We start from the raw sequence: 26,407 nt of genomic DNA, 5'->3' as shown, positions 1-26,407 counted from the left end.
TATCGGTTTGTTTCGCTTCGGAATATTCCGACTGGCGGAAGATACAAATGGGCGGGTGCGCGCTCAGGCGTGAGCCTGGCGGGCTCTGGCGGGCTTTGGGGCGGGATTGGGGCGGCACTTTTCTCGACGTTCTCCGGGCTGTCCTGGCGCGGCCTCTCCGGCTGTCTCTCCGGCCGCTTTCCCCGTTGTTTCCCTGTTGCTCTCCGGCGGCTCGGCGGTGCCTTCCGGTGTCCTCCATCGCCTTCTCAGGCGTTCGCGTCTCCCACGAGCGCGTACGTCTGGTCGGCGATCTCCAGTTCCTCGTCGGTCGGTACGACCGCCACCGCGACCCTCGCGCCCTCGGGCGAGATCAGCCGCGGCTCGCCGGACCGCACGGCGTTCAGCTCCGCGTCGACGGCCAGGCCCAGCGACTCCAGGCCCGCGATCGCGGCCTCCCGTACCGGGACGGCGTTCTCCCCGACCCCGGCCGTGAAGACGACCGCGTCGACCCGGCCCAGTACCGCGTAGTACGCGCCGATGTACTTCTTCAGCCGGTGTATGTAGATGTCGAAGGCGAGCTGCGCCTGTGCGGCGTCCTCGGTACCTTCGGCGCCTTCGTCGATTCTGCGGCGGATCTCCCGCATGTCGTTGTCACCGCACAGACCGACCAGACCGCTCTTCTTGTTGAGCAGAGTGTCGATCTCGTCCGTGGACATCCCGCCAACGCGCGTCAAATGGAAGATGACCGCGGGATCCACGTCTCCGGAGCGCGTACCCATCACGAGCCCCTCCAAAGGCGTCAGTCCCATGGAGGTGTCCACGCACCGGCCCTTCTCGACCGCCGACGCCGAGGCGCCGTTGCCCAGATGCAGCACGATGACGTTCACGTCCCCAGGGTCCCGGCCGAGAAGGCGGGCGGTCTCGCGGGACACGTACGCGTGCGAGGTGCCGTGGAAGCCGTACCGGCGGATGCGGTGCCGGTCGGCGGTCTCCACGTCGATGGCGTAGCGGGCCGCGGCCTCCGGCATCGTCGTGTGGAACGCGGTGTCGAAGACGGCGACCTGGGGGAGGTCCGGGCGCAGTGCCCGGGCGGTGCGGATGCCGGTGAGGTTGGCCGGGTTGTGCAGCGGTGCCACCGGGATGAGTCGCTCGATCTCGTCGAGGACCGAGTCGTCGACGACGGTCGGCTGCGTGAACCGCTGCCCGCCGTGGACGACCCGGTGGCCGATCGCGGCCAGCTCGGGGGAGTCCAGGCCGAGCCCGTCCCTGGACAGTTCCTCCGCGACGGCCTTCAGCGCGGCCTCGTGGTCGGCGATCGGCCCGGTCGTCTCGCGGGAGTCGCCGCCCGCGGCCAGCGGGGAGTGCTTGAGGCGGGAGGTCTCCTCGCCGATCCGCTCGACGAGGCCCACGGCCAGCCGGCTGCCGTCTCTCATGTCGAGCAGCTGGTACTTCACCGACGAGGAACCGGAGTTGAGGACGAGGACGCGGGTGGCACTCACTGGGCGGAAACCTTCGGAGTCGGGGGTGGAGGCGGGGTCGGAGTCGGAGTCGGAGTGAGGGGCGGGGCCGAGGGCTGGGCCTGGGCCTGGATCGCGGTGATGGCGACGGTGTTCACGATGTCCCCGACGAGCGCGCCCCGGGACAGGTCGTTGACCGGCTTGCGCAGGCCCTGCAGGACCGGCCCGATGGCGATGGCGCCGGCCGAGCGCTGCACGGCCTTGTACGTGTTGTTGCCGGTGTTGAGGTCCGGGAAGATCAGCACGGACGCCTGCCCGGCGACCTTCGACTCCGGCAGCTTGGTCGCCGCGACGGACGGCTCGACGGCCGCGTCGTACTGGATCGGCCCGTCGATGCTCAGATCGGCGCGCCGTGAGCGGACCAGCTCGGTGGCCGTGCGCACCTTGTCGACGTCCGCGCCCGAACCGGAGGTGCCGGTCGAGTACGAGAGCATCGCGATCCGCGGCTCGACCCCGAACTGCTCGGCGGTGGCGGCCGACTGGATGGCGATGTCCGCCAACTGCTCGGCGTTCGGGTCGGGGTTGACCGCGCAGTCGCCGTACACGAGGACCTTGTCGGCGAGGCACATGAAGAAGACCGAGGAGACGATGGAGGCGTCCGGCTTCGTCTTGATGATCTCGAAGGCGGGGCGGATGGTGGCCGCCGTGGAGTGCACCGACCCGGAGACCATGCCGTCGGCGAGGCCCTCCTGGACCATCAGTGTGCCGAAGTAGTTCACATCCGAGACGACGTCGTACGCGAGTTCGACGGACACGCCCCGGTGGGCCCGGAGCTCGGCGTACCGCTCCGCGAACCGGTCGCGCAGTTCGGAGGTCTGCGGGTCGATCAGCTGGGCGGCGCCGAGGTCGATGCCGAGGTCGGCGGCCTTCTTGCGGATCTGGTCGACCGGGCCAAGGAGGGTGAGATCGCAGACCCTGCGGCGCAGCAGCACCTCGGCGGCGTGCAGGACACGCGCCTCGGTGCCCTCGGGCAGTACGACGCGCCGCTTGTCGGAGCGGGCCTGCTCCAGGAGCTTGTGCTCGAACATCATCGGTGTGACACGGCTGCCGCTGGGTGCCGAGACGAGCTTCTGCAGGTCGCTGGTGTCCACGTACCGCTCGAAGAGGCCGAGGGCGGTCTCCGCCTTTCGGGGGGTGGCCGCGTTCAACTTGCCTTCCATGGCGAAGAGTTCGGTTGCCGTGAGGAAGGAGTCGGTCTCGACCGCGATCACCGGGGTGCCGGGGGCGAGGCGGGCGGCCAGGGTGAGGACGAGATCGCTGGGGTGTTCGTTCAGGGTGAGCACCACACCCGCGATGGGCGGGGTGCCGGCGCTGTGCGCGGCGAGGGCGCCCACCACCAGGTCGGCGCGGTCGCCGGGCGTGACGACCATGCAGCCCGGGGTCAGCGCGCCCAGGAAGTTGGGCAGCATGGCGCCGCCGAAGACGAAGTTCAGCGCGTCGCGCGCGAGCCCCGCGTCGTCGCCGAGCAGTACCTTGCCGCCGAGGGCGTGGGTGATCTGGGCGACCGTCGGCGCGGCGAGCGCGGGCTCGTCGGGCAGCACGTAACAGGGCACGGGGAGGCGGTTGTCGAGCAGCTCGTGCAGGTCCGCGCGGTCGGCGGCGGCGACCCGGTTCACCACCATGGCGAGGACGTCGCAGCCGAGTCCGTCATAGGCACGGAACGCGTTGCGGGTCTCCGTAAGGACCGATTCCACGGTCTGCTTGCGGCCGCCCACGACGGGGATCACGGAGGCGCCGAACTCGTTCGCCAGACGGGCGTTGAGAGCCAGCTCGTCCGGGAACTGGGTGTCCGCGTAGTCCGTACCGAGGACGAGGACGACGTCGTAGTCGCGGGCCACCCGGTGGAAGCGGTCGACGAGCTGCGAGAGCAGTTCGTCGGTGCCCTGCTCGGCCTGGAGCGCGGACGCCTCGTGGTAGTCCATGCCGTAGACCGTCGCCGGGTCCTGTGCCAGGCGGTAGCGGGCGCGCAGCAGCTCGAAGAGACGGTCGGGCCCGTCGTGGACGAGAGGTCGGAACACCCCCACCCGGTCGACCTGGCGGGTCAGGAGCTCCATGACTCCCAGCTCGATGACCTGTCGGCCGTCTCCTCGGTCGATCCCGGTCACGTACACGCTGCGCGTCACGCGTGCTCTCCGTTTCCTCCGACATCAGTAAAAACGCAGCCGGTAGCGTCGGCTGGGCCCTCTTGACAATACCTCCGGGCGTGGATAAGGCGCCCGTCAAGCCGGGGGTGGGCGGCCTCTCCGGTGCCTCTCCAGGGTCTTTCCGGGACCCTTCCGGGGCCTCTCCATGGCTTCTCCTCCCCCTCTCCAGGGGCTCCCCGGAGAGGGGGAGGGGGTGCTCGGGGTGCGTCGGCGGCTGGAGGGGCGCGAAAGGCGCGTACAGCGGCCCCTTGCCGCCCATGAAACAATCGGACTGGTCTCAGGCACCACAGGAGACACAGTCCAACAGCGAGCAGGAGACACAGCACGATGCGTATCGGAGTTCTCACCGCAGGCGGCGACTGTCCGGGCCTGAACGCCGTGATCCGGTCGGTCGTGCACCGAGCCGTCACCAACTACGACGCCGAGGTCATCGGCTTCGAGGACGGCTACGCGGGACTGCTCGAAGGCCGCTACCGCTCCCTCGACCTGGACGCCGTCAGCGGCATCCTCGCCCGTGGCGGCACCATCCTCGGCTCCTCCCGCCTCCAGCGCGACCGCCTGCGCGAGGCCTGCGAGAACGCGCAGGACATGGCGCGCGAGTTCGGTATCGACGTACTCATCCCGATCGGCGGCGAGGGCACGCTGACGGCGGCGCGGATGCTGTCGGACGCGGGTCTGCCGGTGGTCGGCGTGCCCAAGACGATCGACAACGACATCTCGTCGACGGACCGCACGTTCGGCTTCGACACCGCCGTCGGGGTCGCCACGGAGGCGATGGACCGCCTGAAGACAACGGCCGAGTCCCACCAGCGGGTGATGGTCGTCGAGGTCATGGGCCGCCACGCCGGCTGGATCGCCCTGGAGTCCGGCATGGCCGCCGGCGCCCACGGCATCTGCCTGCCCGAGCGGGCCTTCGACCCGGCCGACCTGGTCAAGATGGTCGAGGAGCGCTTCGCACGCGGGAAGAAGTTCGCGGTCATCTGTGTGGCCGAGGGCGCGCACCCCGCCACGGGCAGCATGGACTACGGCCACGGCGCCATCGACCAGTTCGGCCACGAGCGCTTCCAGGGCATCGGAACAGCGCTGGCGTACGAGCTGGAGCGGCGCCTCGGCAAGGAGGCCAAGCCGGTCATTCTCGGCCACATCCAGCGGGGCGGCACGCCGACCGCGTACGACCGGGTGCTGGCGACGCGCTTCGGCTGGCACGCGGTGGAGGCGGCGCACCGGGGTGAGTTCGGCCGGATGACGGCACTGCGCGGCACGGACGTGGTGATGGTGCCGCTGGCCGAGGCGGTCACCGAACTGAAGACGGTCCCGAAGGACCGCATGGACGAGGCGGAGTCGGTCTTCTAGGGAGTTCCGGGGGCTGCCCGGAACGGCGGCGGGTCAGGCCTCACTCAGCGGGCGCCGTCGCCACCTCCACCGCCGTCGCCGCCCCTGCCGTCACGCAGGATCGTCGACCAGAAGCGGTCGACGATCCGGTCCAGGAAGTCCCGGCCCGCGTCGTCGGCGTCGGCTGCGGCCGCGCTGCGGCCCCAGCTCAGCGTCGCCGCCATCTGCCCCTGGTACTCGGTCATCTGCCCCTGGTATTCGGTGTGCATCGCCCGCAGCGCGTGTCCCACGATCCGCCGCTCCATGGTCAGCAGCTTGCCCACTGGGCGGACGTACGCCTGCCAGCGTGTCAGCACCGCGCCGCGCAGCATCTCCGCCAGTTTCGGCTCGCGCCCGGTGACCGTGACGAGGTCCGCCGGTGAGAGTTCGAGTACCGCGGCGAGCGCCGGTGACTGCCGCTCGCTGCCGCGCCACACGCCGGCCTCCTCCATCCGTACGTACGCGAGGAGTTCGAGCCCGACGGCGCGCGCGACGTCCTCGGCCGCGAGACCCCGGGCGAGGCGGTGGTCGCGCAACGTTCTCGGGGCGCCGATGAGTTCACCCGGCGAGCACCACAACACGCCTGCCAGTGCGATGAGTTCACTGTTGCTCGGAGCAGCCAGGTCCCGCTCCCATGCTACGACGAGGTCGGATGTCACATGGGGCAGTCCGAACGAGGTCCGCATCCCGTACGCGACATGCTCGGGCCCCATGCCGAGGGCGCTGCGCAGCTTTCGGGCAGCCGGGGCGTCGAAGGGTGGGGTGGGCTGAGGGGCCGACTGTTGGTGCACGCGCACAACGTATGGGCCCGGGGCTGCGGTGACTACGGTCTGTTCGGCCACGAACACAGATTGTATGAACCTACTATTTCGGACAGCTGTCCAGTGAACTCGTGCATCGGCTGACGTACACGTATCGCAGTGCGGCGCGGGATGGCGGCCGCTGCTCACGTGCCTCGAAACGTTCCCGGCAAGCGTCATGAGCAGCGTCGACGGGCATATGCGCGCGCCTTCGCCTGGGGTGGAGCGCGGGTCTCCGGCGAGTGGGGTGCCGAGCGAGGGCTGACGGGTGCCGTCCCTTGGGGCGCCTCCTGGCGGGCGTGGCGTCGGTGCGGGTGACGAAAACGCGCGGCGTGATCCGGACGGTGCGTTGCGTCGGCGCGATGCCTGCGGGAGAAGGGAGAAGGGAGGAGGGGGGAGGGGGAAGGGGGTCGGCTTTGCCGCCTCGATGTCGTGGATGAGGGTGCGGAGAGGTTCGCGGGAGTCGGTGAGGTGTGCGTCCTCTTGGTGCCGGAAGGGGAGCTTCGGGTTCGGCATTCCCCAGGGGAGAGGGCGTCGGGGGCCGGCTCGGTAATGGTCCATCCGGCAGCGGCTCGTGTTTTGGCAAAGTCATGTACATGTCGGCATGGATGGGCACAGAGTCGGCATGACCGTTTCGTCTGATCGACACACGATCGAAGGGGACGACACATGGCACTCTCCCGTTCAGCACGTGCAGTCGCCACCGCCACCGCGGTGGCCTCCTTCTTTGTCATCGCCGCCGCTCCCGCCCCCACCCCCGGCGCCCCCGGTATCGGCGACCCCTACTTCCCGCTTCTCGGCAACGGCGGCTTCGACGCCCGTCACTACGCCCTGGACATCGCCTACAACCCCGACACCGACCGCCTGGACGGCCGCACCACCCTCACCGCGCGCACCACCAGAAGCCTGTCCTCCTTCAACCTCGATCTGCAGAGACTGGAGGTCACGAAGGTCGAGGTGAACGGCAGACGCGCCGCGTTCACGCGCGACGGCGACGAACTGCACATCACCCCGCGGGGCGCGCTCGCCAAGAACCGCGACTTCGAGGTCGCCGTCACCTACGGCGGTGTCCCCGAACCCCTCACCGGCCCGATCGTGTTCGGCTCGGACTACGGCTGGATGAAGACCGGCGACGGTGTCTTCGTCGCCTGTGAACCCAACGCCGCCTCCACCTGGTTCCCGTCCAGCGACCACCCGTCCGACAAGGCGACCTACGACATCCGTATCAAGGCTCCCAAGGGCCTCACCGGTGTCTCCAACGGCCGACTCGTCTCGACGTACGACAAGGGCGACTCGACGTACAGCCACTGGCGCGAGTCCAAGCCCATGGCGACCTATCTCGCCACCGCCACCATCGGGAAGTTCGATGTCCGGACCGGGAAGACCCCGGGCGGCACACCCATCTACGTCGCCATCGACCCGACGCTGGAGAACAGCAACGCCGTCGACGTGTACGCCGTCACGGCCGCGGCGACCGACTACTGGTCGCAGGTGTTCGGGCCGTACCCGTTCGAGGAGACCGGCGCGATCGTCGACGACATGCCGGCTGCCGGGTTCTCGCTGGAGGTGCAGAGCAAGCCCGTCTACTCGGCCGTACGCAGTGAGACGACCATCGTGCACGAGCTGGCTCACCAGTGGTTCGGCGACTCGGTGTCGGTGGAGCGCTGGCAGAACATCTGGCTCAACGAGGGCTTCGCCACCTACTCCCAGTGGCTGTGGGCCGAGCACCAGGGCACCCGCTCGGCGCACGACTCCTTCCTCGCCGCCTATGACGCCCGCCCCGCCGCCAACCCCTTCTGGCAGGTCGAGGTCGCCGACCCGCAGCGCGACACCATGTTCGCCTCGGCGGTCTACCAGCGCGGCGCGATGACACTCCAGGTGCTGCGCGAACGCATCGGGGACACCGCCTTCTTCAAGCTCCTGCCCACCTGGACGAAACTGCACCGCTACGGCAACGCGGACACCGCCGACTTCATCCGCCTCGCCGAGAAGGTCTCCGGACAGCAGCTCGACGACCTGTTCCAGACGTGGCTGTTCACGACGGGCAAGCCGGCTCTGTAACCGGCGTAGAGGGATAACCCTCGTTCGCCCCTCGTTCATCTCTGAAGTCAATGACATGTACAGGCCAAAGGTGCGACCCTTCCCTCAGTCACGGGACGGGTCCCCCCACAGCCCGCCCCATGTCGTCGGGCCCGCACCCCCGCACCCCCGCTCAGCCTGCTCAGCTCGTCCCGGACAGCACATCCCGTCTGCCCGGGCTGTCACCGGCCGCCGACCCGCGGCCGTCGCAGTAGGAGTACGAGTGAGACGAATCCCCCGCCAGGCGGCCGCAGCCGGAGCCATGGTGGCCACCGCCGCCCTCCTGGCCCTCGGTATACAGACAGTCCCCGCGGCCGCCGAACCAGTCGCCGCACCCCACCCCAGCCCCCTGCGCACCGGGGGCCTGGCGGCCAAGCTCACCCCGGCCCAGCACGCCACGCTCGTCAGGAGCGCGACGAAGAAGACCGGCGCGACCGCCGGCTCCCTGGGCCTGGGCGCCAAGGAGAAGCTGATCGTCAAGGGCGTGGCCAAGGACAACGACGGCACGCTCCACACCCGTTACGAGCGCACCTACGACGGGCTCCCGGTCCTCGGCGGCGACCTGGTCGTGCACACCCCGCCCGCCTCCGTGGCCAAGGGCACGGTGAGCACCACGTTCGCCGGCAAGCGGACCGTCAAGGTCTCCTCCACCACCGCGACCTCCACCAAGTCGGCCGCCGCGACCAAGGCACTCAAGGCCGCCAAGGCGCTCGACGCGCAGAACCCCACCGCTGACAGCGCCCGCAAGGTGATCTGGGCCGGCGCAGGCACCCCGAAGCTCGCCTGGGAGACGGTGGTGGGCGGTCTCCAGGACGACGGCACGCCCAGCCGGCTGCACGTCATCACCGACGCGAGCACGGGGGCGAAGCTCCACGAGTTCCAGGACGTCAAGACCGGCACCGGCAACACCCAGTACAGCGGCACGGTCACGCTGAACACCACGCTGTCCGGTTCGACGTACCAGCTGTATGACACCACCCGCGGCGGTCACAAGACGTACTCGCTCAACAACGGCACCTCGGGCACCGGCACCCTGATGACCGACGCCGACGACGTGTGGGGCACCGGAGCAGGCTCCAACACCCAGACCGCCGGCGCGGACGCCGCCTACGGCGCGCAGACGACCTGGGACTTCTACAAGAACACCTTCGGCCGCAGCGGCATCAAGAACGACGGCGTCGCCGCCTACTCCCGCGTCCACTACAGCACGGCGTACGTCAACGCCTTCTGGGACGACGACTGCTTCTGCATGACGTACGGCGACGGCACCAGCAGCACCCACGCGCTCACCTCGCTCGACGTGGCCGGTCACGAGATGAGCCACGGCGTCACCTCCAACACCGCGAACCTCAACTACACCGGTGAGTCGGGCGGCCTCAACGAGGCGACCTCCGACATCTTCGGCACAGGTGTGGAGTTCTACGCGAACAACTCCTCCGACGTCGGCGACTACCTCGTCGGCGAGAAGATCAACATCAACGGCAACGGCACCCCGCTGCGCTACATGGACGAGCCCGACAAGGACGGCGGCTCCGCCGACAGCTGGTACTCCGGCGTCGGCAACCTGGACGTCCACTACTCCTCGGGTCCGGCGAACCACATGTTCTACCTGCTCTCCGAGGGCAGCGGCAGCAAGGTGATCAACGGCGTCACGTACAACAGCCCGACCTCCGACGGTGTCGCCGTAGCGGGCATCGGCCGGGCCGCGGCGCTGCAGATCTGGTACAAGGCGCTGACGACGTACATGACGTCGACGACGAACTACGCGGGCGCCCGCACCGCCGCCCTGAACGCCGCGACGTCCCTGTACGGCGCCAACTCGACCCAGTACGCGGGCGTCGCGAACGCCTTCGCCGGCATCAACGTGGGCAGCCACGTCACCCCGCCGACGGGCGGCGTCACGGTCACCAACCCGGGCAGCCAGTCCTCCACCGTCGGCACCGCGGTGAGCCTGCAGGTCTCGGCCAGCAGCACCAACAGCGGTTCACTCACCTACGCCGCCACCGGGCTGCCCACCGGCCTGTCGATCAGCGGCTCCGGGGCGATCACCGGAACCCCGACCGCCGCCGGGACCTACAGCACCACCGTCACCGTCACCGACAGCACCGGGGCGAAAGGCACCGCCAGCTTCACCTGGACCGTCAGCTCCACCGGCGGCGGCACCTGCACCTCGGCGCAGCTGCTCGGCAACGCCGGGTTCGAGTCCGGCAACACCACCTGGACCGCGTCCAGCGGCGTCATCACCAACGACACCGACCAGGCCGCCCACGGCGGTTCGTACAAGGCCTGGCTGGACGGTTACGGCAGCACCCACACCGACACGCTCTCCCAGTCGGTGACCATTCCCAGCGGCTGCAAGGCCAGCTTCACCTTCTGGTTGCACATCGACAGCTCGGAGACCACCACCAGCACCGCCTACGACAAGCTCACCGTCACCGCGGGCTCCACCACCCTCGCGACCTACTCGAACCTCAACAAGGCCACGGGGTACGTCCAGAAGACCTTCAGCCTGTCCTCGTTCGCCGGCTCCACCGTCGCCCTCAAGTTCAGCGGCGTGGAGGACTCCTCCCTGCAGACCAGCTTCGTCGTCGACGACACGGCCGTGACGACCAGCTGACCCTCGTAACTCGTAAGTCGTAAGCCGTAAGTTCTGGGCGGGGCGTCAGCCCTTGACCGCCCCGCCCAGCGCGAACCCCCCGCCCAGCTTCCGCGCCACCAGCACGTACAGCAGGATCACCGGTGTCGAGTAGATGATCGAGAACGCGGCCAGTTGTCCGTAGACCACCGTCCCGCGGTTGCCGAAGAAGTCGTTGATGCTCACCGACGCCGGCATCTGGTCCGGGGAGAGCAGCAGCATGAACGGGACGAAGAAGTTGCCCCACATCATCACGAACGAGAACACGGTCACCACCGCGACGCCCGGCCCCATCAGTGGCAGCACGATACGCAGCAGGGACTGGAAGCTGGACGCGCCGTCCGTCCAGGCCGCCTCCTCCAGTTCCTTCGGCACGCCGTCCATGAAGTTCTTCATCAGCCAGATGGCGAAGGGCAGCTGCGACGCGGCGAAGAAGAAGATCGTGCCCTCCATCGTGTCGATCAGGTTCACCTGAACGAACAACGCGTACACGGGAACCATGATCGCCGTGATCGGCAGGCTCGTCGCGAAGATGATCGTGAGGAGGAAGGGGCGGTTCAGACGGGACCTGAAGCGGGAGAGCGGGTACGCGGCAAGGGCCGCGCAGACCACCGTCAGCAGGGTCCCGCCACCGCACAGGATCAGGCTGTTGAGCAGGGGCGTGAAGGTGATGTCCGGCTTCAGGACCGCGTCGAAGTTGTCGAGCGTGACGCCGTCGGGCACCTTCACCTTCAGTCCGGCGTGCGGGTCCAGGGAGGACAGGATCACCCAGGCCAGCGGGAGGACGAAGGCCGCCGCGACGAAGAGCAGACCGAGGTCGGCGGCGTAACGGCGGTTGGCGCGGCGGGAGTTGAGCGTCGTACGTGTTGCCATCTCAGACCTCCGTCCGCAGCAGGCGCATATAGACCAGCGAGAAGAGCGAGCCGACCACCAGCAGGAGGAGGGCGACGGCGGTGCCGTAGCCGATCATGCTCTTCTGGAAGGCCTGCTCGTACATGAACAGGGGGAGGGTCTGGCTGCGGTTTCCCGGGCCGCCTCTCGTCATCACCCAGATCAGACCGAAGACGGACAGGGTCTGGAGAGTGTTCAGCATCAGGTTCGTACCGATGGAGCGGCGGATCATCGGCAGCGTGATGTGCCACATGCGGCGCCAGCCGCCCGCGCCGTCCACCTCCGCCGCCTCGGTGATCTCCTTCGGGATCTCGTTCAGCGCGGCCGAGTAGACCAGCATCGAGAAGGCCGTCCCGCGCCACACGTTCGCGAACGACACCGCCAGGATCGGCAGCGTGTACAGCCAGTTCTGGGACGGGAGATGCAGCCAGTCGAGGACCGCGTTCAGGGTGCCCTCGCGGCGGAAGAAGGCGTAGAGGAGGAAGCCCGCCACGACCTCCGGGAGCACCCAGGCCGTGACGACGATCCCGCCGGTGAGCGTACGGACCGGCTTGGACGCGCGCTGCATCAGCGCGGCCAGGGCCAGGCCCAGCGTGTTCTGGCCGATGAGGGAGCTGAGGACCGTGAAGACGAGCGTGAGCCATACGGCGTTGAGGAACGCCTCGTCCTTGAAGGCGGTACGGAAGTTGTCGAAACCGGTGAAGGACGACTCGGCCTGGCCGGTGAGCTGCAGGTCGGTGAACGCGAGGTAGACGCAGTACGCGATCGGGCCGGCCAGGAAGAGGGTCAGGAGGACGAGGGCGGGGGAGACGGGCAGGGCCCGGGTGAGGGTGCGGAGGAAGGGGGAGCGGTTGCCGCCCGCCCCGACCTTCACTCCGCGCGCACCGGGGCCGGCCTTCCGCTGGGTGACGCTCACTCAGCGCTCACTTCTTTCCGTGCTCACTTCTTGTCACCCGGTTCTTGTCTTCCAGTCTTGTCTTCCAGCGCTTACTTCTTGATGACCTGGTTGTCCGTGACGGACTTCAGCTCCTCGTCGTAGCCGCTCGCCGCCTCGTTCACCGAACTGTCGCCCGTCGTCACGCCCTCCATGGCCTCCTGGATGGCCGTGGAGACCTTCGGATACGCGGGATACGCCGGGCGGTAGTGCGTGGTCTCCACCAGGTCCGTGAAGAACTTGATGCCGGGCTGCGCCTTCACATACGCCGGGTCGTCGGCCACGTCGGTGCGCACCGAGATACCGGAGTTGGCGACGTACCACTTCTGCGCGTTCGCTTTCGTCTGCATCGTCTTGATGAACTCGAAGGCCAGGTCGGGGTTGCCCGCCTTGCTCGGAATCGACCAGGTCCAGCCGCCCGACATGCTCACCTTCTCGGGTGACTGGCCGTGCTGCGTCGGCATGTACGCGAGGCCCAGCTTCTCGGACCACTCGGGCCACTCGTGGCCGCTGCCCTTCTGCCAGTCCTGCGGGAGCCAGGAGCCGTCGAGGTTGATGCCGAGCTTGCCCTCGGGGAGGAACTCGCCGCGGACCCTGGTCGCGATGTTGGGATCGAGGGCGTCCGAGACGTCCGGGCCGAGCTTCTCCTTGAAGACCGTCTCGACGAACCGCAGCGAGTCCTTGAACCCCTGGCTTCCCGTGATCCACTTCTCGGAGACCGTGTCGTACATCGGGCTCTCGGTGGCGCCGGTGGCCGTCCCGTACAGGAGCATCTCGAAGCCCTGCATGGCGGCCGCCTCACCCGCGGGCTTCCCCGTGTACACGTTCAGGGGGGTGACGCCGGGGACCTTCTCCTTGATCGTGCGGGCCGCTTCGAGAAGGTCGTCCCAGGTCTTCGGCTGCCAGTTGGCGGGCAGGCCGGCCTGCTTGAAGATGCCCTTGTCGAACCAGAGGCCCCGGGTGTCCGTGCCGTCCGGGACGCCGTACGTCTTCCCGTCCTGCGCCTTCGCCGCCGACTTCGCCGTGTCGATGAACTGCTGCCAGTCGTCCCACTTGTCGAGATACGGGTCCAGGGGCTTGAGGTAGCCGCTCGTGATGTCGGAGTTGATGAGGAACGTGTCCTCGTAGACCAGGTCGGGCGCCGTCTTGGGGGAGCGGAGCATCTGCTGGAGCTTCGTGTAGTACTCCGAGTCAGGGGCCTTGATCGGGACCAGCTCGACCTTCTTGTCCGGGTTGGCCTTCTCGAACTGCTCCTTGATGTCGGCGAGGTACGTGTCCATGACACGTACGGAGTTGTCCGTCGACTGTTTGTAGGAGATCTCCACGGTGTCCGGATCGCTGCCGGAGTCGCTGCCGCAGGCGCTGAGCCCGGCGGCGGCGAGCAGGGTCGCGAGAAGTAGGGGGGCGACGGTGGGACGCACGGGTACGACCTCCTGCTGGCCGACATCTTTGTGGCCATGTTCGATTGCCCGAACGTATGAGGAGTGGTCCGGCCAGGTCAATGACCTTGCACGGGCTACCTAACACAACCGTACCGAGTCGTTACCCGTTGTGACCCGTCGTGCCCCGGGCTGTCCCGTGGTGTCCCGTCGCACCGGATCCTTCGAAGCCCCCAAGCCGGCCGCGACCGCCTGCCCCGACCACCGCCGACCAACGCCCCGGCCACCTGCCCCGACCACCGTCGACCAACGCCCCGGCCACCTGTGCCCGACCGCCTGCCCCGACTACCCCTTCACCCACCGGTACTGCAGTTCCGGGCGTCCCACCTGTCCGTACTGAGGGCTCCGACCCGCCCGGCCGGCGTCCACCAGATGTTCCAGATACCGCCGGGCCGTGATCCGCGAGATGCCGACGGCCTCCGCCACCCCCGTCGCGGTCAGCCCCTCCTCGGAGCCGCGCAGCGCCCGGGTGACCTTCTCCAGTGTCGGCGCGCTCAGCCCTTTCGGCAGTTCGGCCGGACCGGGCGTCCGGAGCGTGGCGAGGGCACGGTCGACCTCGTCCTGGCCGCTCGCCTCGCCGGCCGCGGCGTGGAACTCGGCGTAGCGGATGAGCCGGTCCCGGAGAGTGGCGAAGGTGAAGGGCTTGAGCACGTACTGCACGACCCCCAGCGACACCCCCTCCCGCACGACCGTGAGGTCACGCGCGGAGGTCACCGCGATGACGTCCGCGTGATAGCCGGCGGCCCGCAGCGAGCGGGCCAGCTGCAGGCCGTGGACGTCCGGCAGATGGAGGTCGAGGAGGAGAAGGTCCACGGGCGTGCGGTCCAGCGCGCGTCTGGCCTCCGCGCCCGTGTGCGCCTTGCCGACCGCGGTGAACCCGGGCACCCGTCCCACGTACAGGACGTGCGCGTCCGCCGCGACGGGGTCGTCCTCGACGACCAGGACGCGGATGTCCTGGCGTGGTGAAGGCGTGCTCATACGGTGCCTCCGTGCGGCGTCTGCTCGGACTCGTGCCCTGGCCCTGACCCGGGGCTGGGGCTGGGCTCGGGCCTGGGCTCGGGCCTGGGCTCGGCCCCTGGTGCGGAACCGGTCTCGGGTCCTGACCCGGGTCCGGCTGCGGTTTCGGCTGCGGTTTCGGGTGCGGAACCGGTTTCGGGCCCGGCGTGGACCTTAGTCCGTTCCCCTGCCCGTTCCCCTGCCTGTTCCCCTGCCCGTTCCCGGGTCGGTTGCTGGGTCCGTTCCCGTGCCGCAGGCGGCAGTGGGAGCCGCACCTCGAAGGACGCCCCGCCACCGGGGGCCGTCGTCACGGTCAGTGTGCCGTCATGCCGGGCCACCGCTTGCCGTACGAGGGCCAGGCCGAGCCCGCGCCCGCCGGGCCCCGCCGGCTTCGTGGACCAGCCCCGCTGGAAGACCTCCTCCGCGTGGGCCGGGTCCACCCCCGCCCCGGTGTCGGTGACGCGCAGGACAAGGCCCTTCGCGTCCGCGAGCGCCGTGACGGTGACCCGGGCACCCACCGAGCCCTGAGCCGCGTCCACGGCGTTGTCGATCAGGTTGCCCAGGACCGTCACCAGATCACGGGCGGTGAGGGACTCCGGGAGCAGGCCGTCGTCGATGCTGCTGTCCTCGGAGACCATCAGTTCGACACCGCGCTCGTTCGCCTGCGCCGTCTTGCCCAGGAGCAGGGCGGCGAGGACGGGCTCGCTGACCGCCGCGACGACCTGGTCGGTCAGGGCCTGGGCCAGCTCCAGCTCGGCGGTGGCGAAGTCGATGGCCTCCTCGGACCGGCCCAGCTCGATCAGGGAGACGACCGTGTGGAGACGGTTCGCGGCCTCGTGGGCCTGCGAGTGCAGCGCCGTGGTGAAACCGCGCTCGGAATCCAGCTCGCCCATCACGGCCTGGAGCTCGGTGACATCGCGCAGGGTTACGACCATGCCCCGGCGCTCGCCGCCCGACACCGGAGAGGTGTTCACGACGAGCACCCGCGACTCGGTGAGATACACCTCGTCCACCCGCGGCTCCCCGGACAGCAGTGCCCCCGTCAGCGGAGTGGGCAGTTCGAGCTCCGCCACCGAGCGGCCCACCACATCGCCGCTCACCCCGAGCAGTTCGCGTCCGCCGTCGTTGATGAGCGCCACGCGGTACTGCCCGTCCAGCATCAGCAGCCCCTCGCGCACCGCGTGCAGCGCGGCCTCGTGGTAGTCGTGCATCCGGCTGAGCTCGGCCGCGTTCATCCCGTGGGTGGAGCGGCGCAGCCGGGCGTTGATGACGTACGTGCCGACGGCGCCCAGGGCCAGGGCAGCGGCGGCCACCCCGAACAGCGCCTTGACCTGGCCCTCGACCCGCTGGCTGATCTCGTCGACCTTGATGCCCGCACTGACCAGGCCGACGATCCGGTCGCCGTCGCGGATCGGTGTGACCGCGCGCACGGACGCGCCGAGGCTCCCGGTGTACGTCTCGGTGAAGGACTCGCCGAGGAGCGCCCGATCCGTGTGCCCGAGGAAGTGCTTGCCGATGAGCTTCTCGTTGGGGTGGGTCCAGCGGATGCCCTCCGGGTCCATGATCGTGACGAAATCGACCTGCGCGCCGCGCTGCACCGCCAGCGCGTACGGCTGCAGCGACCTCGTCGGGTCCGGGGTGCGGATGGCCTCCCGTACGGAAGGGGAGTCCGCGACCGAGCGGGCCACCCCCGTGGCCTGGCGGCCCGCCGCGTCCTCGGCCTGGCTGCGGTCGCTGATGTAGGTGAAGAGTGCGCAGCCCGCGACCACGACCGCGACGAGCACGGCCTGCATGGCGAAGAGCTGGCCGGCCAGGCTGCGAGGTCGTGGGGCACGGGGGAGGCGCATGCCACCAGTCTGCCTGGCCGGAAATGTGTGAACGTAATGAACGGAAGGGTGACCGCCCTCACACGCTGGGAGATAGTCACCGACAACCCCCGGACGTGAGCCGCACGCCGGATGATGCCGACGACGTCGTCAAGGAGGGCAGCCGTGACCAGCACACCCGATACGGCACCTGCCGCTCCCGCAGCCAAGCGGGACCGCACGCACTATCTGTACATCGCGGTGATCATCGCCGTGGCCGCCGGTATCGCCGTGGGTCTGATCGCCCCCGACTTCGCCGTTGAGCTGAAGCCGATCGGTACCGGCTTCGTGAACCTGATCAAGATGATGATCTCGCCGATCATCTTCTGCACGATCGTCCTGGGCATCGGCTCGGTACGGAAGGCCGCGAAGGTCGGCGCGGTGGGCGGCATCGCGCTCGGCTACTTCGTGGTCATGTCGTTCGTCGCGCTGGCCATCGGCCTGGTCGTCGGCAACATCCTGGAGCCCGGTACGGGCCTCGCGGTGACCGACGCGATCAAGGACGCCGGCCAGGGGCAGGTCGTCGAGGCGAAGAACACCGAGGAGTTCCTGCTCGGGATCATCCCCACGACGATCGTCTCCGCGTTCACCGGCGGCGAGGTCCTGCAGACCCTGCTCGTCGCGCTGCTCGCCGGCTTCGCGCTCCAGGCCATGGGTTCGGCCGGCACGCCGGTCCTGCGCGGTATCGAGCACATCCAGCGCCTCGTCTTCCGCATCCTCGCCATGGTGATGTGGGCGGCGCCCATCGGTGCGTTCGGCGCGATCGCGGCGGTCACCGGCTCGGCGGGTGTGGACGCCCTCAAGAGCCTCGCCGTTCTGATGCTCGGCTTCTACGTCACCTGTTTCCTCTTCGTCTTCATCGTGCTCGGCGCGCTGCTGCGGATCGTCGCGGGCCTGAACATCTTCCTGCTGCTCAAGTACCTGGGCCGTGAGTTCCTGCTGATCCTTTCCACCTCCTCCTCCGAGTCCGCGCTGCCGCGGCTCATCGCGAAGATGGAGCACCTGGGTGTCAGCAAGCCGGTGGTCGGCATCACCGTCCCGACCGGCTACTCGTTCAACCTCGACGGCACCATGATCTACATGACCATGGCCTCGCTGTTCATCTCCGACGCCATGGGTACGCCGATGTCGATCGGCGAGCAGATTCCGCTGCTCCTCTTCCTGCTGGTCGCCTCCAAGGGCGCGGCGGGTGTCACCGGTGCGGGTCTGGCCACCCTGGCGGGCGGTCTCCAGTCCCACAAGCCCGCGCTGGTGGACGGCATCGGTCTGATCGTCGGCATCGACCGCTTCATGAGCGAGGCGCGCGCCCTGACGAACTTCGCGGGCAACGCCGTGGCCACGGTCCTGATCGGTACGTGGACCAAGGAGATCGACCGGCCGCGCGTCGACGAGGTGCTCGCGGGGCGGCTGCCGTTCGACGAGACGACGCTGCTCGACGACGGTCACGGCAGCCGTTACGACGACGAGCCCGCCGGCTCGTCCGATGTGCCGGAGCAGCCCGGCGACAAGGCGCTGACGAAGGCGTAGCCGCCTGACCCGACGGGCCCCGGGCACCCCCGCCCCCGGAGCCCGTCCTCCCCGCACCGGGCGGCTGGGCCCCTCTTCCCCCCGTCGCTCAGCCGCCCGGCCCGCGCCCTGCCCTTCCCCCTCCGACCGCCGGCGGTCGGCCAGCCCCCCACCTGGCCGACCGTCGGCGGTTTTCGCGGTTCCGGGGTCCTCTGGGGGCCTCCCGCACCCAGTGGCGCGACACCGTTTGCCTTGACGTGGGCGTCAAGGATTACCGTCACGGCATGCGAATCGGCGAGCTTGCGGAGCGGGCCGGGACCACCACGCGGACGCTCAGGTACTACGAGTCGCGGGGGCTGCTGCCCTCGCGACGGGGGAGCAACGGGTACCGGACGTACGACGAGGACGATCTGAAGCTGCTGCGGCAGATCAGGACGCTGCAGGACTTCGGGTTCGACCTGGAGGAGACGCGGCCCTTCGTGGAGTGTCTGCGGGCCGGGCATCCGGAGGGTGACGCCTGCCCGGCCTCGCTCGCCGTGTACCGGCGCAAGCTGGACGAGCTCGACGCGCTGATCGGCGAGTTGCGGTCCGTACGCGAACAGGTCGGCGGGCAGTTGGCGCGGGCCGAGCGGGCGATGGGCGAGCTGGCGTCCGAGGCGGAGATTCCGGGCGGTCCGGAACCCGTATGTGAGCTGGGAGGGCAGAAGCGGTGATCAAGGCGGCAGGTGTGGCCGAGGTGACGGACGCGAACTTCGAGGCGGAGGTGATCGGGGCGGAGCTACCCGTGCTGGTGGAGTTCACCGCGGACTGGTGTCCGCCGTGCCGGCAGATCGCGCCGGTGCTGAGCGCCATCGCCTCCGAGGAGGGCGACCGGCTCAAGGTGGTACAGCTGGACGTGGACACGAACCCGGAGACCACGAACGCGTACGGGGTGCTGTCGATGCCCACGCTCATGGTGTTCCGCGACGGACAGCCGGTGAAGTCGATGGTGGGCGCACGGCCCAAGCGCAGGCTCCTTGAGGAGCTGGCGGACGTTCTCTGACCGACTCCGGCCGAACAAGGAAATCCCCCGCAGGAATTGCCTGCGGGGGATTTCTTTAGGTATATTCAATGGTTCGCGACTTGCATAAAGAAGTCACGGAGAAGTTCACTGCGCACAGTATATCCGGCTGGGAGCCGAATTGTCAAACAGGGCCTCAAACACAGACGTAAACACAGCCACACACGCAAACGCAGAAGCAGACTCGTCCCCTGGATTTCCGGACGATGAATTGTGCGGTGAGCAGGAATTCATCGACGGCCTGTACGCGCGCGTCGACGCGCTGCGCGGCGGCACCGAAGCCTCGGTGACGGACGCTCTCGCGCAGGGCAGCACGCCCATGCAGGCCCGTCTCGAACGGGACGTCCTGGTCGCCGAACGCTCCGGTCTGCTCGCCGCGCTGAACGCGGTGGACGGCTCGCTCTGCTTCGGCCGGATCGATCTCTCCGCCGAGTCCGCCCCTTCCGTGGCCCCCTCGGGCCTCACCCACCACATCGGCCGCATCGGTATCCGCGCCGACGACGCCGAACGCACCCCGATCCTGATCGACTGGCGCGCCCCGGTGGCCCGCCCCTTCTACCTCGCCACCGGCCACACCCCCATGGGCCTGCGCCGACGCCGGCACATCACCACCGAGGGCCGTGCCGTGACCGCCCTGCACGACGAGATCCTCGACCTGGGGGACCAGCGGCGCACCGGGCACGAGGACCCGACCGGAGACGCCGTGCTGCTCTCCGCCCTCACCTCCGCGCGCACCGGCCGGATGAGCGACATCGTGCAGACCATCCAGGCCGAGCAGGACCGCATCATCCGCGCTCCGCACCGCGGGGTCCTGGTGGTGGAGGGCGGCCCCGGCACGGGCAAGACGGCGGTGGCGCTGCACCGGGCGGCCTACCTCCTCTACGAGCACCGGGAACTGCTCGCCAAGCGTGCCGTCCTGATCGTCGGCCCGAACCCCGCCTTCCTCGGCTACATCGGTGAGGTCCTGCCCTCCCTCGGCGAGACGGGCGTCCTGCTCGCGACCGTCGGTGAGCTGTACCCGGGGGTGCGGGCGAGCGCTTCCGACACTCCCGAGGCCGCCGCGGTGAAGGGGCGCGCCGACATGGCCGACGTCCTCGCCGCCGTCGTACGCGACCGCCAGGCCCTGCCCGACCCGGTGATCGCCATCGAGCACGACCGGGACATCCTGATGCTCGACGCCGGTCTCGTACGCGTCGCCCGCGACCGCACCCGCGAGCTGAGGCTGCCGCACAACGTGGCCCGTGAACACTTCGAGGGCCATGTCTTCAACACCCTCACCGACATGCTCGCCGAGCGGATCGGCACGGACCCGTTCGACGGCACGAACCTGCTCGACCCCAGCGACATCACCCAGATCCGCGACGACCTCGCCGAGAACCCCGAGGTCTGGGCCGCCATCGACCAGTTGTGGCCGCGCGTCACCCCGCGGCGCCTCGTCGCGGACTTCCTCGCCGAGCCCGACGGCCGCGTCTCCGCGGCGGACGCGGACGCCGTGCGTCGCACCGTGACCCGGGCCTGGACGACCGCCGACGTCCCCCTCCTCGACGAGGCCGCCGAACTCCTCGGCGAGGACGACCGGATGACGAAGGCCGCCGCCGAGCAGGAGCGCGACCGGCAGGTCGCCTACGCACAGGGTGTGCTCGACGTCTCCTACGCGTCCAGGACGTACGAGTTCGAGGACATCGACGTGGAGGACGCGGAGGTCCTGTCGGCGCACGACATCATCGACGCCGAGCGGATGGCCGAGCGCCACGAGGAGGACGACCACCGCAGCGCCGCCGAGCGGGCCGCCGCCGACCGTACCTGGGCGTTCGGGCACATCATCGTCGACGAGGCGCAGGAACTGTCGCCGATGGCCTGGCGGATGCTGATGCGCCGCAGCCCCACGCGGTCGATGACGCTCGTCGGCGACCCGGCCCAGACGGCGGAGGCGGCGGGGATCGGTTCCTGGTCGGACATCCTCCACCCCTACGTCGAGGACCGCTGGGAGCACACCCGCCTCGCGGTCAACTACCGCACACCGTCCGAGATCATGGACGTGGCGGCGGCCGTCCCGCGCGCCGAGCACGCGGACTTCGAACCGCCGAGTTCGGTGCGTTCCACGGGCGTACGCCCCTGGGTGCGCGAGAGTCCCGACCTGCCCGGCGCCGTGCAGAAGGCCGTCGCGGAACTGGCGCCCGTCGAGGGGCGGCTCGCGGTGATCGCGCCGCGCGATCTGCACGAGGCGCTGGCCGAGCGGCTCGACGGTGTCACGGCGGGGGAGGAGCCCGACCTGTCCCGCACGGTCGTGCTCCTTGACCCGCGTCAGGCGAAGGGACTGGAATTCGACGCGGTGCTGGTCGTCGAGCCGGCCCGCTTCGGGACGAGCGATCTGTATGTGGCCCTGACCCGGGCCACGCAGTCGCTGGGCATCGTGCACGCCGCCCCGTTGCCGGAGCCGTTGGCAGCGGCGCTGCGGGAGGCCGCCTGATCCTTTTCGCCCCCGCCGCCCCTTCCCGTCCCGTTCCTGGGGGCTGCCGCCCCCAGACCCCCGCAATCGCGCTGAACGCGCTCGTCCTCAAACGCCGGACGGGCTGGAATTCCAGCCCGTCCGGCGTTCGAGGACCGGGGGTTCGGGGGCGAGGAAGCTACGTCGGGCGGAGCCACACCGTGGACAGGGGTGGCAGCGTGAGGCGGATGCTGGCCGGGCGACCGTGCCAGGCCAGGTCGTCCGGCTTGACCGGGTCGACGTTCCCGACGTCACCTCCGCCGTACCGCCCCGCATCCGTGTTCAGCACCTCGTGCCACGCGGTCACGTCATCCGGCACCCCGAGCCGGTACTCGTGCCGCACCACCGGCGAGAAGTTGGACACGGCGAGCAGCGGCGCCCCGTCGGAGGCATGCCGGAGGAACGCGAGGACGTTGTCCTCGGAGGCGTCCCCGGCGACCCAGCCGAACCCGTCGGGATCGGTGTCGAGCTCCCAGAGGGCCGGGGCGTGCCGGTAGACGGCGTTGAGGTCCCGGACGAGATCGCGGACACCCCGGTGGTCGGCCGCGGCCCCGTACGACGGGTCGAGGAGCCACCAGTCGGGACCGTGCACCTCCGACCACTCGGCGCCCTGCGCGAACTCCTGCCCCATGAAGAGGAGCTGTTTGCCCGGGTGGGCCCACATGAAGCCCAGGTACGCCCGCTGGGTGGCCCGTTGCTGCCACCAGTCGCCCGGCATCTTCGACACCAGCGACCGTTTCCCGTGCACCACTTCGTCGTGCGAGATCGGCAGCACGTAGTTCTCGCTGTACGCGTACACCATCGAGAACGTCATCTCGTTGTGGTGGTACTTGCGGTGGACCGGCTCGTGGGAGACGTAGTCCAGGGAGTCGTGCATCCAGCCCATGTTCCACTTCAGGCCGAAGCCAAGGCCGCCGAAGCCGCCCGGTCCGATGTGGTGGGTCGCCCGGGTGACGCCGTCCCACGCGGTCGACTCCTCGGCGATCGTGACGACACCGGGCTCGCGCCGGTAGACGGTGGCGTTCATCTCCTGGAGGAAGGCGACCGCGTCGAGGTTCTCCCGTCCGCCGTGGACGTTGGGTGTCCACTGGCCGGCCTCGCGCGAGTAGTCGAGGTACAGCATCGAGGCGACGGCGTCGACGCGCAGCCCGTCGATGTGGAACTCCTCGCACCAGTACACGGCGTTGGCGACGAGGAAATTGCGCACCTCCCGCCGCCCGTAGTCGAACTCCAGGGTTCCCCAGTCGGGGTGCGCCGCCCGCAGCGGGTCCTCGTGCTCGTACAGCGGGCGCCCGTCGAACTCGGCCAGCGCCCACTCGTCCCGGGGGAAGTGCGCCGGCACCCAGTCCATGATCACGCCGATACCGGCCCGGTGCAGCGCGTCGACGAGGTACTTGAAGTCGTCGGGAGTGCCCAGTCGTGCGGTCGGTGCGTAGAAGCCGGTGACCTGGTAGCCCCAGGAACCGCCGAAGGGATGCTCGGCGACCGGCATCAGCTCGACATGGGTGAAGCCGAGATCGGCGACGTAGACGGGCAGTTGCTCAGCGAGCTGACGGTAGGTCAGTCCTGGTCGCCAGGACGCCAGATGGAGCTCGTACACGGAGAACGGGGCCTTGTGCGCGGGACGGTCGGCCCGGCGCGCCATCCACTCCTGGTCCCGCCACTCGTGACGCGAGGCGTGGATCACGGAGGACGTGGCGGGCGGCAGCTCCGTACGCCGGGCCATCGGGTCGGCGCGCATCGTCTTCGTCCCGTCGGGCCGGGTGATCTCGAACTTGTAGAGCTCTCCCTCGCCGACGCCGGGGGCGAACAGCTCCCACACCCCGGAGGAGCCGAGCGACCGCATCGGGAACGCGGTCGCGTCCCAGAAGTTGAAGGTTCCGGCGACCCGGACACCGCGGGCGTTCGGCGCCCAGACCGAGAAGCGCGTGCCGGCCACGCCCTGGTGCTCCATCGGCTCCGCGCCGAGGATCGTCCACAGCTGCTCGTGCCGCCCCTCCCCGAACAGGTGCAGATCGAGATCGCCGAGCGTGGGCAGGAACCGGTACGCGTCCTCGGTGTCCTGCACCACTCCCTCGTACTCCACCGCCAGCCGGTACTCCGGAACCTCCCGCAGCGGCAGCACGGCGGAGAAGAACCCCTCCCCGTCGTCGTGCAGTTCGGCCCGCAACTCCTCGGTGACGACGGCGACGGAGAGCGCGTACGGCCGCAGCGCCCGGAAGACCACACCGTCGGGCACGGGGTGGGCCCCCAGCACGGAGTGCGGATCATGGTGCACGCCCCCGAGCAGCCGTTCCCGGTCGGTACGGTCCAGCACGGCGAGGGACCGCACCTCCTGGACGGGGTCCTCCGTCACCTGAACAGGGTCCTCCGTCACCTGAACAGGGTCCTCCGACACCTGGACGGGCTCCGGCGCGGGGGCGGGCGTCGACAGCGGGGCGGGCTCCGGAGGCGGTACGGGCACGGGCTCCGCGACCTCGGCCCGTACGTCCTCGTCCGCGGGGTTGGCCTTCGCCCTGTCAGCAGCGTTGTCAACAGCGCTGTCAGCAGCCTTTTCGGCGGCCTTGGCGGCGGCTTTGGCCTTGGCCTTCGAGCTCTTCGGCTTCTTGGCGGGCGGGTTCGGGCGGGGCGTCACGGGCGGAGCCTCCTCGGCGGGGTGGGAGCGGCGCAGTGCAAGGCGGGCGGGGCGGGTCAGGGCCTCTCGGGAAGAGCCAGCCGGCGGACGGCCGCCATCGGCACGGGCAGCCAGTCCGGCCGGTGCCGCGCCTCATAGACGACTTCGTAGATCGCCTTGTCGGTCTCGTACGCGCGGAGCAGCACCGGATCCGTCCGCGGATCACGTCCACTGGCCTCGGCGTAGCCGGAGCAGTACGCCGCCCGGCAGGCGTCGGCCCAGCCGGGCACGACGGACAGGTCTGAGGTGGCATCTCCTGTCCGGGTTGAGCCGGGAACCCGGGGGCGCGAGTGCGCGGCGTAGTCGAAGGAGCGGAGCATGCCGGCCACGTCCCGCGCGGTCGGCTGGGGCAGGCGCCGCTCGGCGAGTGACTTGGCGGGCTCGCCCTCGAAGTCGATCAGCGACCACAGGCCCCCACCGCTGGACGCGTGGGAGGTGCCCCCGGACGGCGACCGCAGACACTGCCCGAGGTGCAGGTCCCCGTGGATCCGCTGGGCCGTCCACGTCTCGCCCTCGCTCGCCAGATCGGCGAGCGCGTCGAACGCGGAACGCAGCCCCGGCGCGTACGGCCGCAGTGCGGGTACCGACTGGACGGCCGTTTCCAGCCGCTCGGTCATACCGTCCGTGAGCAGTTCCATCTGCGCGCGCCCCATGGTCACCGCGGGCAGCGCCCGGGCCAGCGCCATGTGCACCTCGGCCGTGGCCCGGCCGAGCGCCCGCGCCTCACCGCTGAAGTCCTCGCCCTTGGCGAGTGCGCGCAGCGCGAGGTCCCAGCCGTCCGAGGCGCCCTGGAGGAAGGGCTGCAGGACACCCAGTACGTAGGTGTCGCCGGCCAGGTCGGCGAGCATCCAGCCGGCGGGCGCCGGAACCCGTGGGCAGCCCTCGCGGGCCAGCGCCAGCGGCAGCTCCAGATCGGGGTTGACCCCCGGCACGATCCGGCGCAGCAGCTTCAGGATGAACGTATCTCCATAGACGAGCGAGGAGTTGGACTGCTCGGCCGTCATCAGGCGCGGCACCAGATTTCCCCGGATCTCCTGCCGTGTGTCCCGCTCGAAACGCAGCTCACCGATGCGCGCCCGTTCCCGCAGGGCCTCCAGGAGGACGTCGGCGGGCCGTGCGTCGTGCAGCGCTTCGTACACGGTCCGCCCGGCCAGCGGCCCCTGCGCCGGCCGGCCGATCAGCGCCGGCGCCAGCCGTGGTGGCAGCGCCTCGCGCACGCCGAGCAGCAGTTGGTAGCAGTCGGCCGGATGCGAGGGGGCGCTCTGCGTGGGGACGAGCGGCTGGTGCGCGCGTACGAGCAGATGGAGCAACCCCAGCTTGGAGTTCAACGGCAGTACTTCTGTCGCCGACACCAGGGAGAACCCGGTGACGGGACGGCCCTTGCCCGCGAACCACCGCTGCCGTGGAAGCCACTCGCGAAGCAGCGGGTCGAGGGACGCAAGGAGGCCGGGGCTTGTCGAAGCGGAGTGCACTGAGCGGGTGACGGCTTCCGACATGGCGTCGCGTCCTTTCCCCGGAGTCGGGGTGTTACTACTGCGTGCCCAGGGCGGGACGGAGGAAACCGTCCCCGGAGCGCCAGTCCGCCAGTCCGCTAGACCGCGTCCTTGCGGAGGCGGAACCAGTAGAAGCCGTGGCCGGCGAGGGTGAGGAGGTAGGGGAGTTCGCCGATGGCGGGGAAGCGGACGCCGCCGATGAGTTCGACGGGGTGGCGTCCGTTGAAGGTCTGGAGGTCGAGTTCGGTGGGCTGGGCGAAGCGGGAGAAGTTGTGGACGCACAGGACGAGGTCGTCTTTGTACTCACGAAGGAAGGCGATGACGGCGGGGTTGGAGGAGGGGAGTTCGGTGTAGGAGCCGAGGCCGAAGGCGGGGTTCTGTTTGCGGATTTCGATCATGCGGCGGGTCCAGTGGAGCAGTGAGGAGGGTGAGGACATCGATGCTTCGACGTTGGTGACCTGGTAGCCGTGGACGGGGTCCATGATCGTGGGGAGGTAGAGGCGTCCGGGGTCGCAGGAGGAGAAGCCGGCGTTGCG

18 protein-coding genes are annotated in these 26,407 nt (G+C 69.6%); 7 read left to right on the top strand and 11 right to left on the bottom strand.

Going from position 1 to position 26,407, the window contains the following annotated elements; translation table 11 throughout:
* Nucleotides 1–245: 245 nt before the first annotated feature.
* The gene (locus AB0D14_RS15045) at nt 246–1,478 is read right to left on the bottom strand and encodes an acetate kinase (RefSeq protein ID WP_362778612.1); all 1,233 of its coding nucleotides are present in this window, start codon (nt 1,476–1,478) and stop codon (nt 246–248) included.
* Nucleotides 1,475–3,619, bottom strand: a complete 2,145-nt coding sequence (gene pta, locus AB0D14_RS15040) for a phosphate acetyltransferase (protein WP_362778611.1) — start codon at nt 3,617–3,619, stop codon at nt 1,475–1,477. The genes AB0D14_RS15045 and pta overlap by 4 nt, the downstream gene beginning before the upstream one ends.
* Nucleotides 3,620–3,967: 348 nt before the next feature.
* Between pta and AB0D14_RS15035 the strand changes: the two genes are divergently transcribed.
* Complete coding sequence (locus tag AB0D14_RS15035) at nt 3,968–4,993, top strand: ATP-dependent 6-phosphofructokinase (protein ID WP_362778609.1); 1,026 nt, start codon at nt 3,968–3,970, stop codon at nt 4,991–4,993.
* Between the two features lie 44 nt (nt 4,994–5,037).
* Here AB0D14_RS15035 and AB0D14_RS15030 read toward each other — a convergent pair whose 3' ends face one another.
* Nucleotides 5,038–5,808, bottom strand: coding sequence for a helix-turn-helix transcriptional regulator (locus AB0D14_RS15030; protein WP_362778959.1), 771 nt, complete (start codon nt 5,806–5,808; stop codon nt 5,038–5,040).
* A 672-nt stretch (nt 5,809–6,480) separates the two neighbouring features.
* On the opposite strand from AB0D14_RS15030, the gene AB0D14_RS15025 reads away from it, so the two are divergent.
* A complete protein-coding gene (locus AB0D14_RS15025; protein ID WP_362778607.1) occupies nt 6,481–7,872 on the top strand; it encodes a M1 family metallopeptidase in 1,392 nt (463 codons plus the stop codon).
* A gap of 280 nt (nt 7,873–8,152) precedes the next feature.
* Nucleotides 8,153–10,507, top strand: a complete 2,355-nt coding sequence (locus tag AB0D14_RS15020; RefSeq protein WP_362778957.1) for a M4 family metallopeptidase — start codon at nt 8,153–8,155, stop codon at nt 10,505–10,507.
* A 45-nt stretch (nt 10,508–10,552) separates the two neighbouring features.
* Here the strand turns inward: AB0D14_RS15020 and AB0D14_RS15015 are convergent, their stop codons facing one another.
* From AB0D14_RS15015 to AB0D14_RS14995, 5 genes are all read right to left on the bottom strand, one after another.
* A complete protein-coding gene (locus AB0D14_RS15015; RefSeq protein WP_362778605.1) occupies nt 10,553–11,398 on the bottom strand; it encodes a carbohydrate ABC transporter permease in 846 nt (281 codons plus the stop codon).
* 1 nt (nt 11,399) lies between these two features.
* Nucleotides 11,400–12,290, bottom strand: coding sequence for a sugar ABC transporter permease (locus AB0D14_RS15010; RefSeq protein WP_362778955.1), 891 nt, complete (start codon nt 12,288–12,290; stop codon nt 11,400–11,402).
* Between the two features lie 113 nt (nt 12,291–12,403).
* Entirely contained in the window at nt 12,404–13,771 is a 1,368-nt protein-coding gene (locus AB0D14_RS15005) for an extracellular solute-binding protein (protein ID WP_362778604.1), read from the bottom strand.
* Between the two features lie 303 nt (nt 13,772–14,074).
* The gene (locus AB0D14_RS15000) at nt 14,075–14,767 is read right to left on the bottom strand and encodes a response regulator (RefSeq protein ID WP_362778602.1); all 693 of its coding nucleotides are present in this window, start codon (nt 14,765–14,767) and stop codon (nt 14,075–14,077) included.
* A complete protein-coding gene (locus tag AB0D14_RS14995; protein ID WP_362778601.1) occupies nt 14,764–16,632 on the bottom strand; it encodes a sensor histidine kinase in 1,869 nt (622 codons plus the stop codon). The genes AB0D14_RS15000 and AB0D14_RS14995 overlap by 4 nt, the downstream gene beginning before the upstream one ends.
* Nucleotides 16,633–16,776: 144 nt before the next feature.
* Between AB0D14_RS14995 and AB0D14_RS14990 the strand changes: the two genes are divergently transcribed.
* The 4 genes from AB0D14_RS14990 to AB0D14_RS14975 all read left to right on the top strand — a co-directional run bounded on the left by AB0D14_RS14990 (nt 16,777) and on the right by AB0D14_RS14975 (nt 21,686).
* Entirely contained in the window at nt 16,777–18,177 is a 1,401-nt protein-coding gene (locus tag AB0D14_RS14990) for a cation:dicarboxylase symporter family transporter (RefSeq protein ID WP_362778599.1), read from the top strand.
* 263 nt (nt 18,178–18,440) lie between these two features.
* The gene (locus AB0D14_RS14985; protein WP_362778597.1) at nt 18,441–18,869 is read left to right on the top strand and encodes a MerR family transcriptional regulator; all 429 of its coding nucleotides are present in this window, start codon (nt 18,441–18,443) and stop codon (nt 18,867–18,869) included.
* Complete coding sequence (trxA, locus tag AB0D14_RS14980; RefSeq protein WP_362778595.1) at nt 18,866–19,198, top strand: thioredoxin; 333 nt, start codon at nt 18,866–18,868, stop codon at nt 19,196–19,198. The genes AB0D14_RS14985 and trxA overlap by 4 nt, the downstream gene beginning before the upstream one ends.
* A gap of 229 nt (nt 19,199–19,427) precedes the next feature.
* Nucleotides 19,428–21,686: a UvrD-helicase domain-containing protein gene (locus AB0D14_RS14975; protein ID WP_362778593.1), complete on the top strand. Its 2,259-nt coding sequence runs from the start codon at nt 19,428–19,430 to the stop codon at nt 21,684–21,686.
* Nucleotides 21,687–21,843: 157 nt separating this feature from the next.
* On the opposite strand, the gene glgB is transcribed toward AB0D14_RS14975, so the two are convergent.
* The 3 genes from glgB to AB0D14_RS14960 form a co-directional block, all read right to left on the bottom strand.
* Complete coding sequence (gene glgB / locus AB0D14_RS14970; protein WP_362778591.1) at nt 21,844–24,339, bottom strand: 1,4-alpha-glucan branching enzyme; 2,496 nt, start codon at nt 24,337–24,339, stop codon at nt 21,844–21,846.
* Nucleotides 24,340–24,395: 56 nt separating this feature from the next.
* On the bottom strand, nt 24,396–25,874 hold the full coding sequence (locus tag AB0D14_RS14965) for a maltokinase (protein WP_362778590.1): 1,479 nt from the start codon (nt 25,872–25,874) through the stop codon (nt 24,396–24,398).
* Between the two features lie 95 nt (nt 25,875–25,969).
* Nucleotides 25,970–26,407 (bottom strand): alpha-glucosidase C-terminal domain-containing protein (locus tag AB0D14_RS14960; RefSeq protein ID WP_362778589.1); only part of this gene is annotated, 438 nt, incomplete at its 5' end.

Origin of the sequence: Streptomyces sp. NPDC048484, from assembly GCF_040651415.1 — a bacterium.
Classification (GTDB): domain Bacteria; phylum Actinomycetota; class Actinomycetes; order Streptomycetales; family Streptomycetaceae; genus Streptomyces.
Note: the sequence above shows the minus strand (reverse complement) of the source record. Positions and strands in the feature narration are given on the sequence as shown.

Excerpts from the sequence above, each read along its gene's own strand:
- AB0D14_RS14985 (WP_362778597.1), top strand. The coding sequence starts at position 18,441 with ATGCGAATCGGCGAGCTTGCGGAGCGGGCCGGGACCACCACGCGGACG.
- AB0D14_RS14965 (WP_362778590.1), bottom strand. The coding sequence starts at position 25,874 with ATGTCGGAAGCCGTCACCCGCTCAGTGCACTCCGCTTCGACAAGCCCC.
- AB0D14_RS15020 (WP_362778957.1), top strand. The coding sequence starts at position 8,153 with ATGGTGGCCACCGCCGCCCTCCTGGCCCTCGGTATACAGACAGTCCCC.
- AB0D14_RS15015 (WP_362778605.1), bottom strand. The coding sequence starts at position 11,398 with ATGGCAACACGTACGACGCTCAACTCCCGCCGCGCCAACCGCCGTTAC.
- AB0D14_RS15025 (WP_362778607.1), top strand. The coding sequence starts at position 6,481 with ATGGCACTCTCCCGTTCAGCACGTGCAGTCGCCACCGCCACCGCGGTG.
- AB0D14_RS14995 (WP_362778601.1), bottom strand. The coding sequence starts at position 16,632 with ATGCGCCTCCCCCGTGCCCCACGACCTCGCAGCCTGGCCGGCCAGCTC.
- AB0D14_RS15035 (WP_362778609.1), top strand. The coding sequence starts at position 3,968 with ATGCGTATCGGAGTTCTCACCGCAGGCGGCGACTGTCCGGGCCTGAAC.
- AB0D14_RS15000 (WP_362778602.1), bottom strand. The coding sequence starts at position 14,767 with ATGAGCACGCCTTCACCACGCCAGGACATCCGCGTCCTGGTCGTCGAG.